At 33.9% G+C, this 13,265-nt stretch carries 13 protein-coding genes; 7 read left to right on the top strand and 6 right to left on the bottom strand.

What is annotated here, in order from left to right; all coding sequences use genetic code 11:
- Positions 1 to 370 precede the first annotated feature (370 nt).
- The 6 genes from LEM02_RS00165 (at position 371) to LEM02_RS00140 (ending at position 7,601) form a co-directional block, all read left to right on the top strand.
- A complete protein-coding gene (locus LEM02_RS00165) occupies positions 371 to 2,254 on the top strand; it encodes a DUF3857 domain-containing protein (protein ID WP_226079213.1) in 1,884 nt (627 codons plus the stop codon).
- Positions 2,255 to 2,350: 96 nt separating this feature from the next.
- Positions 2,351 to 3,508, top strand: coding sequence for a Ulp1 family isopeptidase (locus LEM02_RS00160; RefSeq protein WP_226079212.1), 1,158 nt, complete (start codon positions 2,351 to 2,353; stop codon positions 3,506 to 3,508).
- 118 nt (positions 3,509 to 3,626) lie between these two features.
- Positions 3,627 to 5,105, top strand: coding sequence for a UbiD family decarboxylase (locus LEM02_RS00155; protein ID WP_226079211.1), 1,479 nt, complete (start codon positions 3,627 to 3,629; stop codon positions 5,103 to 5,105).
- A gap of 60 nt (positions 5,106 to 5,165) precedes the next feature.
- Complete coding sequence (locus LEM02_RS00150) at positions 5,166 to 6,710, top strand: MBL fold metallo-hydrolase (protein WP_226079210.1); 1,545 nt, start codon at positions 5,166 to 5,168, stop codon at positions 6,708 to 6,710.
- A gap of 127 nt (positions 6,711 to 6,837) precedes the next feature.
- Positions 6,838 to 7,365 (top strand): phospholipase D family nuclease, encoded by a 528-nt coding sequence (locus LEM02_RS00145; protein ID WP_226079209.1) that lies wholly within the window; start codon positions 6,838 to 6,840, stop codon positions 7,363 to 7,365.
- 83 nt (positions 7,366 to 7,448) lie between these two features.
- The gene (locus LEM02_RS00140; protein ID WP_226079208.1) at positions 7,449 to 7,601 is read left to right on the top strand and encodes a hypothetical protein; all 153 of its coding nucleotides are present in this window, start codon (positions 7,449 to 7,451) and stop codon (positions 7,599 to 7,601) included.
- Between the two features lie 96 nt (positions 7,602 to 7,697).
- On the opposite strand, the gene LEM02_RS00135 is transcribed toward LEM02_RS00140, so the two are convergent.
- The 5 genes from LEM02_RS00135 to LEM02_RS00115 form a co-directional block, all read right to left on the bottom strand.
- Entirely contained in the window at positions 7,698 to 9,044 is a 1,347-nt protein-coding gene (locus LEM02_RS00135; RefSeq protein WP_226079207.1) for an IS110 family RNA-guided transposase, read from the bottom strand.
- 37 nt (positions 9,045 to 9,081) lie between these two features.
- Complete coding sequence (locus tag LEM02_RS00130) at positions 9,082 to 9,300, bottom strand: hypothetical protein (RefSeq protein ID WP_143688855.1); 219 nt, start codon at positions 9,298 to 9,300, stop codon at positions 9,082 to 9,084.
- A 510-nt stretch (positions 9,301 to 9,810) separates the two neighbouring features.
- Positions 9,811 to 10,602: a prolipoprotein diacylglyceryl transferase gene (lgt, locus tag LEM02_RS00125; protein ID WP_226079206.1), complete on the bottom strand. Its 792-nt coding sequence runs from the start codon at positions 10,600 to 10,602 to the stop codon at positions 9,811 to 9,813.
- 6 nt (positions 10,603 to 10,608) lie between these two features.
- The gene (smpB, locus tag LEM02_RS00120; RefSeq protein ID WP_226079205.1) at positions 10,609 to 11,058 is read right to left on the bottom strand and encodes an SsrA-binding protein SmpB; all 450 of its coding nucleotides are present in this window, start codon (positions 11,056 to 11,058) and stop codon (positions 10,609 to 10,611) included.
- Between the two features lie 87 nt (positions 11,059 to 11,145).
- Complete coding sequence (locus LEM02_RS00115) at positions 11,146 to 12,054, bottom strand: ankyrin repeat domain-containing protein (protein ID WP_226079204.1); 909 nt, start codon at positions 12,052 to 12,054, stop codon at positions 11,146 to 11,148.
- A gap of 103 nt (positions 12,055 to 12,157) precedes the next feature.
- On the opposite strand from LEM02_RS00115, the gene LEM02_RS00110 reads away from it, so the two are divergent.
- A complete protein-coding gene (locus tag LEM02_RS00110; protein WP_226079203.1) occupies positions 12,158 to 12,679 on the top strand; it encodes a Na+/H+ antiporter subunit E in 522 nt (173 codons plus the stop codon).
- Here the strand turns inward: LEM02_RS00110 and LEM02_RS00105 are convergent.
- Positions 12,672 to 13,088 carry a hypothetical protein gene (locus LEM02_RS00105; RefSeq protein ID WP_226079202.1) on the bottom strand — a complete coding sequence of 139 codons (417 nt, stop codon included), beginning with the start codon at positions 13,086 to 13,088 and terminating at the stop codon, positions 12,672 to 12,674. The genes LEM02_RS00110 and LEM02_RS00105 overlap by 8 nt on opposite strands.
- Between the last annotated feature and the right edge of the window lie 177 nt (positions 13,089 to 13,265).

Here is a 13,265-nt window from a genome sequence, read left to right as displayed (position 1 = left end):
TATTAAAGAAATGCTTAATGTTAAAACATTTTTATCAAGAAATGCAAACTTTATATATGTTATATCAGAGAATCTGGTGATATTAAGTAACGAAAACTTGTGTATAATAAGGCATTTGAGATTTAAGCAATCCTTACCGCCGCGTATAACAATTGTAATCGCGGCGGTAAAAAAGTTGATTATTTTATAACCGCCGCATATAATGCTGACAAACACGGCGGTAAATTATATGAGCGAACCAATAATTGGTAGAGAGGAAGAAATAGCCATTCTAGAAAATAAGCTTCTTTCCCAATCTGCTGAGTTTATTCCTGTTTACACTGTGAACAAAATTGCATGGATTTAATGGTTCAATAAGTGTAGGTACATAATGAAATTTTTAAAAACTCTCTTTAACTTAGCATTACTAGTATTTTTCATGTCTACTATAGCTGAAGCAAGGTGGAGTAAGTACGCAGATGCTTCTGTTGGGATTAAGTTTTCTAATGTTAACATTAATGTTAATAGAGATGGTACCTATGAAACGGAAGTAAAACTACAAGCGAAAATACTCAAGGAATCCGGACGTGATAGGTTCTCTCTATACAGTCTTGTTTACAATGATGATAGTGCAGATTTGACTGTTTTAGAAGCTAAAACAGCTTATAACGGAGAGGAATATATAGTCACTGAAGACATGATAGAGGATAAACCGCTAGCTAGTCCTAGTAAAGGCTTCGATCAGTTAAGGCAAGTAACTATATCGTTTCCTAAAATAGAAATTGGTACAGAAGTATATTTAAGGTATAAACAAGTTAACAAAAAGGTTCCTGTTGATAATTTTTATGGCTTGAGCTTCTCTTATTATGGAGATTATTTACAAGCAGAAAATACTAAAATCAACTCTGAATTGCCTCTAGAGATTAAAGTGAATGATCCAAGAAAAGTATTAGAGATTGCTGAGGAAAAAAAGGATGGTGTACATTATATAAACATTACCTTAAAGAAAGCAATTTATGAAAACACAATAAATGAACCACATAATGGAATATTGAATATTAAACATAACACTTGGGTATCACTGTCGAGCCTATCTAAATGGGAGGATTTGGCTAAAAAATTAGCCCCTGGATATCATAGCGTCATTAACCAGCCACTTCCAGCAACTTTTGAAGCTATAGCAGAATTTGCTGCCAATGAGAGTACCGATGAGGAGAAAATTAATGCAGTTACTTCTTTATTGAATGAAAAAGTTCAGTACATGGGAGACTGGCGTACAGTGTCAGGAAAATTTTTTCCGAGAGATTTGGAGAAAGTTGCTGATTCTCAAGTTGGGGATTGCAAAGACTTTTCTGCTAGCACGGCTGCTATTTTACAAGAACTTGGTTATAAAGTTCAACCTATTTTAGTTATGAGAGGAACTACTAGCACTTCTAATCCTGAAGCATTACCTAATATGGGTAATTTTAATCATGTGATGCTCAGAGTAATAAATAGAGATGGAAAAATATATTGGATTGATCCAACTAACACTGTCAGTATGGCACAGGGTATTTTTCCAGACATTGCTGATAGGAACGCTCTAGTACTCGATTCTGAGGAAGCGGATTACATAAAAATTCCTGCTGTACAAGGTGAAAATTCAAAAGTGATATCCCATAGTGAATTAACTATAAAAGATGATGTTGTAAATGAATATGGCCAGCTTATCGTGCAAGGGGAAGCAGCTCTAGGCTTAACAGGTGTTGGATTATATTATTCAGATGAGCAGTTAAGAGATTCTGTTTTTCGTATGATTAGTGGAGTATATCTTGATGAAGAAGAAAAGAAGTTCTTAGAATTGCCTGACCTTACTTTACGTAATGTAGAAGATCTTACAATCAAATATGAGTTTCAGCAAAAAAATAAGATTTTTAAGACAAATTTAGGGCCAGCTTTGAATTTAGGAGATAATTGGCTTAATGATATTGTGAATACAGCTTCTGATCAAATATCAGACCTTTTTATTGGTGTTCCTAAAACGAAGGAAAGCCATATGATAATAAAAGATATCAAAATTAAAAACTGTGAAAATTTGAATTTTGAAATAGATTCTCCTTGGTTATATGTAAATAGGTTCTGTAAATATAAAAATGATGGAACCGAATTTAGCAATTTAATAACCATAAAGAAAAGCTTTATTACCAATGAAGAATTAAAGACTGCTAAGTATAAAAACTTAAAAAGTGAGCTAGAGAATAATTTTTCTAGAGCTTCTATAGTAATCAGTGAATAGATATTTTGTTACTTATTTTGATAAACTAAATCCAGTTTTAACTTTACGTTAATGTTAATGCCAGTATAATTAAAATATATTCAGTGTGAGGTGTAAATGGATAAAAAAAGTTATATAAAAGAACATTCGTGGGGTGGTTTTAAGTCTGGTGTTAAATATAGTGCCTACCTTTATCTAGGAGCTACTATTGCTAGTTTGCTTATTAGTTTAGCTGTTGTTCCAATTTTTCCATTTACGTTACTAATTTTTAATCCAGTTGTATGGGCTATGCTTGGAGTTGCTTTTGTTAGCTTTTCTGCAGTGGCAATGAGTATTGGGAGTCCTTTATATCATCGGGTTAAGGATTCTATTAATCAGAGGAAAATTAAGAAAGAAGAAGGTCAAGGCAGAGAAAAGGTAGTAGATGGAGATGAAAAACAGCCAGTAAATACAAATATTAAGGTTGAAAGCCCTAGTTCTTTGTTAGAAAGTGATGTAAGTGTGAATAAGAAAAAATTATTCTATAGCAAAGAATATAATACTCTTGTGCACAACGTGAATAATGGAAAATATACGAGCTGGCTATCAACTAGAGAGATCGAGGATATTGCAAAAGCTGTGTATGGGTATGATGCTGATCTTAACTTTGAGAATGATGTTGAACTGTCGAGTCCAAGTCATGGTATGATTTTTGATGTTATAGATAACATCCAGCCTGTTTCTCATCAAACGATAGAATTTGCAATCGGAGAGCATTGCAAACGATATAAAGAGGAAGCAAATAAGGAAGGAGGGCCAGGGATAATGACCTTAATTCTAAATTTAAGCAGCCACTTTGTTACGTTAGTTACTGCATATGATAAGGAAAATGGGAATTTTAGAGCGTATTACTGTAATTCGTTTGGTAACCCAATGCAAGATGCATTATCGAATTTTTTTAAAGGAGAGCTGAAGTTAGAAGAGAAAGATATAAGAAGCTGTAAAGTAGAGCAACAAGGCAATACTTATGATTGTGGAATATATGCTTTAGAGAATGCGAAGATAATTACGGACATGATGAAAGAAGGTAAGTCGTTTGATAAGATTGATGAGAAATTGGCAGGGTATGTTCACGCAGATAAAAAACAAGAAGAAGAGCGAATACAAGGAAAACGAAAAGAGTTTGCGGAAGCGCTTATGAAGAGTGTAGCAGATAAGAGCGATAGTGAACTTGATGAAAAATTTGAATATTGGGGTGACAAAATTGTGAAAGAAAAAATACGTGAAGGTAGATAAGTTTCAAAAATTAGCTCTGAATTTATGTAGGGTAAATGCTTTACCCTGCATAAAGACCTAAAATTGTGATTAGAACAGAAGAGTTGAGTATGGAGTGTAAAACTTCTAAAATCAAAGTATGTATAACAACTTACGCGACTTCATCAAAGCCTTAGAGGAAAAAAAAGATCTAATTAGGATTAAAAAGGAAGTTTCAACCGTTCTTGAAATGACAGAAATTCACCGCAGAGTTTTGTCAAACAAAGGACCAGCTATCATCTTTGAAAATGTTGTCACAGAAAGCGGCAAAAATTCGATTCCAGTTTTAGTGAATTTATTTGGTACTATTGAGAGAATTGCATTGGGACTTAGTATAAATCCTGGTGAATTAAGGGATCTGGGTAAACTTCTCGCATTTTTGCGATCACCTGAGCCACCCAAAAACTTCAAAGATGCTGTGAAGATGTTTCCTCTGCTGAAAGTTGTATTGTCAATGCGAAGTAAAGTTGTGAGCAAAGCTCCATGTCAAGAAGTAGTATTAACAGGAGATGAAGTAGATCTTAGTTTGCTGCCTATTCAAACATGCTGGCCAAATGAACCTGCACCGCTTATCACCTGGCCACTTGTGGTAACAAAAGGACCTACGAAAGACAAACAAGATAATTTTAATCTTGGAATATATCGTATGCAGGTTGTGGATAAAAAAACGACTCTAATGCGCTGGCTTGCACATCGTGGAGGAGCAAGTCATCATAAAAGGTGGAAGGAAAAGAGGCGAAGTATGAAGTTTCCTGCTGCTGCTGTAATTGGAGCAGATCCTGCAACGATTATTGCTGCGGTAACTCCAGTGCCAGAAACGTTGTCAGAATATCAATTTGCTGGGCTACTGCGAAAAAAGCCTCTTGAGCTTGTAAATTGTAAGACTATTCCTCTTCAAGTGCCAGCTCACGCAGAAATCGTTCTGGAAGGATATGTGAGTTTGGATAGTTATCAAGATGAAGGGCCATACGGGGACCACACCGGTTACTATAATGCTGTTGAACAATTTCCTGAGTTTAATATTACTGCAATTACTATGCGCAAAAATCCAATTTATCTCAGTACTTTCACTGGCAAGCCACCAGATGAACCATCAATTCTTGGTGAAGCGCTCAATGAAATTTTTGTGCCCATTCTTATCAATCAATTTTCAGAGATAGTGGACTTTTACCTGCCTCCAGAAGGTTGCTCATATAGAATAGCGATAGTGTCGATAAAAAAGGCTTATCCAGGACATGCAAAAAGAATTGTCATGGGCATACTCTCTTTTCTCAAACAGTTTTTATATACTAAATTCATTATAATTGTTGATGATGATATAAATATACGTGATTGGAAGGAAGTAATGTGGGCAGTTTCAACAAGAATGGACCCTGTACGTGATGCAATCATGATAGAGAATGCTCCAATTGATTATTTAGACTTCGCTTCTCCTGAAAGTGGTCTCGGAGGTAAAATAGGGTTTGATGCAACAAACAAACTTCCACCTGAAACTAATCGGGAATGGGGAAGAGAAATTGAAATGAGTGAGGAAATAGTAAGGAAAGTTACAGAGAAATGGAAGGAATATGGATTGTAGTTGCTAAAAAGTTAAAAATATTATACACTTATAATATTTTATTAATAATAGATAAATGTTATGGTAAGTACTAAGGAACCCAAAGTTCATGTTAATTGTAATTATATCGATGAATTACAAGGCAAGTTTCAGGATGTAAAATTCGAGCGCACTGAAAAAACTAAAAATAGATACATTACTAGTCTTGGTAATAAAAGCACATTGAACGATCTGAGGATTTTTATAGAGACGCAAATTAAGAGGATAATCAGGAGTATTTTTGCTCCATTTTTATCAAAGGACGTGAAGAGTAAACTATCTTACTTTTCTCAAGAAGAAAATAAAGATGAAAATAAAATTTATAAGTCTGATGGTATTCAAGCTTTACAAGAAAGGGAAAAATATGCCATCCAAAATATGGGTCACGCAACTCAATTAATTCAGGTTCCTGGCTTCAATATTTTAACAGATCCAGTATTTAGCGGTTTGAACAGGCTGCTTTATCCAGAGAAAACGAACTCTCACCCTAAAATTGAAAGTTTACCTAAAATTGATGTTATCATAATCTCACATAACCACCGTGACCATGTAGACGAAAATTCCCTCAAAAAACTATTAAGGTTTTATAAAACAAAAGATTGGCCTCAACCACAGATATTTGTACCTATGGGAGATAAAAAATTACTCAAGGGTTTTGGATTTAATCAAGTGGAAGAAGTAGAGTGGTATACAAAAATTTCTGTTACCAAAGATATTGGTGGAACAAACAAAACAGTAAATTTCGTTAATATTCCTGCAGATCATCGTTCTGGTAGATCTGGTATTGACCATCACAAGTCTTTGGTTGCTGGCTGGGTAATAAATCCTGAACAAGAAGATGTGATATTCAAGTATTCAGGAGATACAAGATCTTTATCTAATGAAAATCAACAAGCAACTGATGCCGTGTTATGGAATGAAATCAGAAGTAAGAAGATTAATAAAGAAAAAAGTGATGAAAATGTGGAAATCCCGAACATTGTTTGTTTAGAGCCAAGCGGTCCGAACTATACACGCCATGACATGGATATAACTCATCAATCTACTTCATACAGTGCTCTTTTAAAATTCATAGAAACTGAAAATCTTGCTAAGCTAAGTGGGAAAGGTTCTCAGGAGTTTCTACAGAAGATTCAAACTATAATGATGCATCATTATAAATTTGAACTTGGACCTGATAGGTTTAATGAAGGTTTGTTTGTGTTAAAAAAGTTACTTAAATATTTAGATCTAAGTGAAGAAGATTTAAGTAAGGAACTTGCAAGGCAAGAAGAAAAGTTGAAGCAGAATCTTGATAAGGAAAGATTAAAGGAAAGCACTCCTCTTATAGCAAAACCTATTGTTGCAATTTTACCTGAACAGACATCATTGTTGGTTCATTCAAAGAACTTCATCATTAAGGAAATTATGGAGGTTGCTGAAAAACTTGGGGACGTTGATAAGAAATTGCTTAAAGACTATCTTACAGAAAGCACCATATTTCCAAAGATTGGAGAAAGATTGAATGATGGACAAATTGCAGATTCGAAATTTGATGTAGAGAGTGTGCAAAAGTATAGAGGGAATAGTAAGTTTATGGTTAATTGATGTAATAACTCATAAGTTTGAAATGAGCGAGGAAGTAATGAAAAAAATTACAGAGAAGTGAAGGAGTATGGGTTGACAGATAATTAAACTATAATGTAGTCTATCACCATATATTTAGGTGTGGTTTGTGAGGCTTCTATATCTTTTATTTTTGTTAGCATGTTTTTCTCTGTATTACTATGTGGGTCCTATATTCTCGCCTTGCCCAAAAGCTACAGTTTGCTTCTCACCTGAAGAAGACTGTGCTGTACCGATAATCAGCGAGATAGATCAGTCTAAAGAATCCATCTTAGTTCAAGAATATACATTTACTCTTGGAACAGTTGCGAAGTCTTTGATTAATGCCAAAAAGCGTGGTGTTGATGTTAAAGTCGTCTTAGATAAATCACAACTCCATTCAAAATATAGTGTCATAAGCGAATTGTTTTCAAATGGAATACCGATTTGGATCGATAATAAGCCAAAAATCGCCCATAATAAGGTAATAATTGTTGATAATCAAAAAGTCATCACAGGGTCGTTTAACCTAAGTAAAACAGCTGAAAAGGGAAATGCTGAAAATTTATTAATCATTGAAAACTATCCTGAATTAGTCCAGCAGTATGTGAAGAACTGGGAAATACGGATGTCACAATCCTATCAATATGCTCCCTAAATAACTTGTTATCAAAAAGATTTTCTGGTTGATTAATGTCATTACATGTGGTACAATAAGTCAAAGGTTTTAAGGGTTAGGTAGTGGATTATATAGACGATGCTGCTGGTAGCTACACTGCCATTCATGATTTTTTTCAAAACAATGGTGTTGGAGATTACAAAGTTCAATGCAATTATGGTGGTGTACCGTATGCTACTGACGAATATGTACATTTTGGAGCAATAATTTTATAGACTCACAGTTTTGGAAGGGAAATAAAAATGTATCCTCAAAGTGAGCTTTTAGCTAAAGAGTATGCTGGGAATACACTACCGGTTTCAATATCACTCCTAAGAAACTCCATTAATTAACTCTTCTTGTTGAACTAATGTGTAGCCAAACTCCTGCGCTTTTTTGATCAAATTTTTCACAATTTTCTCTTTGTAGCGTGTTTCATAATAACTCATTCCTTTTTCCACATACTCTTGTCCATATTTCAACATTTGGTAAAAAATACATGCTAATTTTCTTGCTGTGGCAGTAATTGCTTTTATTGCTCCTAGCCGTCTTTTTAATCTCCTACAATATGCACCTAATGCACTTTTGCTATTTCCCACAGCATAAGCAGCCATTCGCAGGGCATTTGTAGCGCGATTAATGACTTTACGAGTTTTTGTCCCAAATACTTTTTCTCCTGTGATCTTGTTAGCAGGGCTAAGTCCTAACCATGAAGTAAAGTGCTTTTCTGATTGCCACTTATTATGGTTAATGCCAACTTCTGAAATAATAGTTTGTACAGTTAGTATATCAAATCCAGGAATTTTAGTAAAATCTATTCCGGTTATCCTATACAATTTCTCACGCAAGGTGAAGTTTGGTCTGCCTCTTCTAGACTTGTTTTTTTCCTTACCTAACTCTTTACTCTCATCGGACTTTGTTTCAAATGTTTTATAGTAATTTTCTATGCTTTTATCACATTCAGTTATTTGCTCTTGAAAAAAAGTATATGCTGTATATTCTTGTTTCAGTACAAATAAATGTTCTTCTCTATAATCGCCTGTTAATGCTTTTGCTATAGTAGCTTTATCGTTCTTCATATTCACACTTCTGAATTCAGCTAGCTTCTCGGGATTCTTTTCACCTTCTACTATTGCTTTAATAATTTGCATTCCTGTGACGCCAGTGATATCGCTTATTACTTTATGTAAATGAATATTCATTTGTACCAACACCTTTTGCATACGATTAATATGTGTAGCAGCATTTTCAATTAAGTTTTTACGTTGCCGCACATAACTACGCAATACACACATTTGATTATCTGGCCTAAATGATCCTTCGATTAACCCATAACTGTGTAGTTGTTGAAGCCATTGGCAGTCCTGGACATCTGACTTTCTTCCAGGTACATTTTTTACATGTCTTGCATTTGCAAGTTTTACTTCAAGTCCATATGATTCAAGTACTTGAAACAAAGGAATCCAGTACACTCCGGTTGACTCCATGGCTACTGTAGTAACTTCACACTTTTTTAGCCATTTTGCTATGTTATGAAGATCCTCTGTAAAACAGCTAAATTTTTGTATATGCTGTTCATCACTTCCTTCTGGCACACACACATAATGTATAGCTGAACCAACATCTATTCCTGCTGCGTTAGGGTTCATTATTTCTAATTTACTTTTTGTTTTTTTCATGGTAACTCCTTCATATAATTTATAGCAGGGAAACGCTTCAGCTTGGGACGGTTGATATAATACAATCTCCTAACCGAGGTAGTCTAAGGACTCCATCAATGATTTGACCGTTCCTCCAAAACCATGCTAAACGACGGGCACTTATGGCACCAGTGAAGATTCCGGTTATAACTGCATGAGGCGCTTCCTTCACAACTATACTTAAAACTACTAGAAACTTAAATTGATGAGTTTCTTCCTGGTTTGACAGATTCATTTTGTTCGATGCTAAACGAGGATCTAATAAAAATAAAAGAATGTCAGAAAAAAACTAAATTTGTAGAACTAGAAGGGGAATCAGGTGATATAGTATATGACAAGTAAAAGCATATAAAGTGCTACACGACAAAGTTATCATATGACGATGTTTCTGTTCATAATAAAAACAAAATTTCAATACTGAACATTAGGTATGATATGCCAAGCGATTCGAGATACAGTTTAAACATAGCCTTCACAAAGGTTAATGATAATCAACCAGGGTTTTGGCAAAAATTTAAAAATATGTTTTAATAAAGTAGCTTCTCAATCAGGAATATTCTGGTGGAAAATGAATATCTACTTAGTAATGAATTTGGTCAGTAGCTACTAAGTTTGTTTCATAGCTATGCAACAAAAGGTTTGTGCCCTCACGTTTATTCTCTGCAACACGAAAAGTTCGTACAGTTGTACATGCTATGGAGTAGATAAACTTCTACTGTATTTTTTTATTCAACTTACCTCTTGTCTATTGAATAGATTTTGTATCAAACCTAAAATTCAACGCACCTAAATATATAAGCATTCCCACCAAAATCATAGGTATAGAAAGCAACTGTCCCATAGTTGAATTGAACCATAAATAGCCAATTTGATAGTCTGGCTCGCGGAAAAATTCAACCATAAAACGTGCTATTCCATACAACATAACTGCAACACCAGTTGTTGCACCATAATACAATCTCATTTTGGTCAAGAAAAATAGTGAATTTACAACTACGAAAAGTAGCGCTCCTTCAAAAAATGCCTCATAAAGTTGACTTGGATGGCGCAATAAATTATCACCACTTTCTGGAAATACCATACCCCACGGCATAGTTGTAACCTTGCCAAATAACTCTCCATTTATAAAATTACCTATGCGGCCTAGAAGTAAACCTATCGGAGTTCCACAAGAAATTAGATCCAGTGTATAAAATATAGGAATTTTATATCTTCTACAGGAGATTATTACTGCAAGCAAAACTCCTATAGCACCACCATGAAATGACATTCCTCCTTCCCAGGTCTTTAATATCTCAATAGGGCTGCTTATATAAAAAACTGGATCATATATCAACACGTAGCCAAGCCTGCCCCCAAGAATAACGCCTATAATAGTAGTTGTTAATAACGAATCGTAAAAATTCTTAGTAAATATTTTTTGATTGTCTAGCTTATGTAAATACCAATATGCAAAAACTATACCAAAAACATATGCTAAAGAATACCAATATATAGAAACAGGACCGATGCTAAAAATAATTGGACTTAAAGACATATTTTACTACAAATTATTCTTAGACAATCTACTTTTCTCACGGTCCCACTCTCTCTGCTTTATGGTTGCTCTCTTATCGTAGAGTTTTTTTCCTTTAACAATAGCAATTTTAGTTTTTGCCAACCCTTTATCATTAAAATAGATAGAAAGCGGCACAACAGTTATTCCAGAGGTTTTGATTTGACCAATTAGCTTATCTATCTCTTTTTTATGTAAAAGCAATTTACGTTCTCTTTTTGGCTTATGATTCTTTTGATTCGCAGCTTTATACTCTGCAATATGCATATTGTATAACCATATTTCACCTTTTTTTTCGGTAACGTAAGCATCAGAAATATTTGCTTTTCTCTCCCTTAGTGATTTCACTTCACTACTTAACAAAATCATACCTGCTTCAAATTCTTCTAAGATAAAGTATTCAAACCTTGCTTTCCTATTTTCTGCAATAACTTCCATATCTAAAGATATCTTTAAGCTTCAATATATTACAGAATTTTTGCTTTAATTCATAACAAAACGATTATCTTAAAAATGCGTGCGTGATTAAAAGAGCTTCAATCTTTTCACAGGTGTAACTTGCTCTACTCTTCCTACTGCCATTTCAGCACTAGGACTAGCATTACTTAACAAGAAGCTTATTACATCTTTGCAGCCCCATTCAACAGCAAAGTGTAAAGGAGTTTGTCCTTCATTGTCCTGTGCATAAACATTCGCACCATTTGCAACTAAAATTTCTGCTACACCTGTAGAACCCCATTCAGCAACAAGATGTAAAGGAGTTTGTCCTTCATTGTTCTGTGCATTAACATCTGCTCCGTATGCAATTAGAGCCCTTACTATATTTTCATTACCAACTTCAGCAGCAAAATGCAAAGGAGTATATCCATTATTGCTCTGCACATTAACATCTGCTTCACATGCAATTAGAGCTCCTACTGCACTTTCATTGCCGTTTTCAGTAGCAAAATGTAAAGGAGTATGCCCATTATTGTTCTGCACGTTAACACCTGCTCCAAATGCAATGAGAGCTCTTACTACACTTTCATTCCCACCTTCAGCAGCAAGATGTAAAGGTGTGCATACATCATTGTCCCACGCATTAACATTTGCTCCACTTTCAATTAAAATATCTAATATGCCTTTGTGGTTCCATTCAGCAGCAAAATGTAAAGGGGTGCATCCATCGCTGTCCCGTGCATCAACATATGCTCCATATTCAATTAGAGTTCTTACTATGTTCTCATAGCCACTCTTAGCAGCAAAATGCAACAATGTAGTTTCTACAGCACTATGTGTAGTGAATATATGATTGATATTAAATCCACTATCTTCCCACCTCCGTAAATCAATTCTTTCTAATTTTATTTTTATTCGTTCAACTATGTTGTTCTTGCTTAAACCTGAAGTATCATTTATTTCTTCAAGCATTTTTAGAAAATCATCAAGCGTCATAATCTCCACTACTTATTAAAATAACTTGGTTATTATGTTCTTTGACACAAAAATCAAGAACTTTTTATTTTCCTAAAAAATCATTTAAGTTATACTCCAAACCATGAAACTCAGGCAAAATATTAAGTTTTTTTCTCTATCATTTATAATTTTATTTTTTCTATGGACTATATTGTCTGGTTATTTTGAGCCTTTTTTTATTCTCTGTGGAGTATTTTCTTCTGTGTTCACATTGATTATCTTTAAAAGGTTAATTGATGCTGAAAGTGCCCTTAGTCAAATTCTAAATGATAGTGGTAGGCTATCATTTTATCAGCTTATAAGTTATATACCTTGGCTAATTTACCAAATTATTTTTTCAAGTATTTATGTAACAAAAAAGGTGCTACGATTCAAATCTACAGTTGAGCCAATTGTTATTGTAAGAGAATGCATAGGACATAATGATAAGACCATTGCATTATTTGCTAACTCGGTTACGATTACTCCTGGAACTTTAACTATCAATGTTGAAAAGAAGCAGAAAACATATTTATCTACCATATGTTTGATAGATAAAGATCTTGAAAGTGGCATTTCTGAAATAGAAGGTAAAGTCTTAAAAATGCTACACCTAGTTAAGTAATTGCTTTAAATAAGTTAACAGCGTCTCTGTATTCTCTTCTTAGGCTTTCAAGCATTTCTTTTGGAAGGCTATCAATAACAGTAGAACATAAATAATTGTACAAATCTTCTAGCCTTGATATGTTATTTTTCTTCTTGCTGTTGAATTTGTACGGAAAAATGCCCTCCATAATTTCAATATCAACAACCTTATTTAAAAATGCATTTTCACTTGTTATGCTTATTCTTGTAAGTATAGTATTAATTTCAGGTTCATTACTCGTATAAATATCTGATAATTCCGCCATTTTAATGACGTATAAAGTTACTACTTTTGATAAACAATTATCAGAATATTCACAATTTTTTATTACCTCCCACTGAGTAACCTGAGACTTGCTTGTTTTTGCATTATTTGGTAGTTTATTCATTGAATTCTCTCCACTTAATTCAGTGTAATAAATTATACTAATATTTCGTTAAATAAATAATAACGCGGCCATAAAAATATGCATTTATTTACCATAAATTGCACAATATTCCCAAAGTAAAACGTTAAAATTACTCTAAGATGAATGATTTCTTTAATTCCATGTTATTCAGCAGTG

The organism is Wolbachia endosymbiont of Tribolium confusum (assembly GCF_020405475.1).
Classification (GTDB): Bacteria; Pseudomonadota; Alphaproteobacteria; order Rickettsiales; family Anaplasmataceae; genus Wolbachia.
This window is presented reverse-complemented; position numbering and strand designations above follow the sequence as displayed.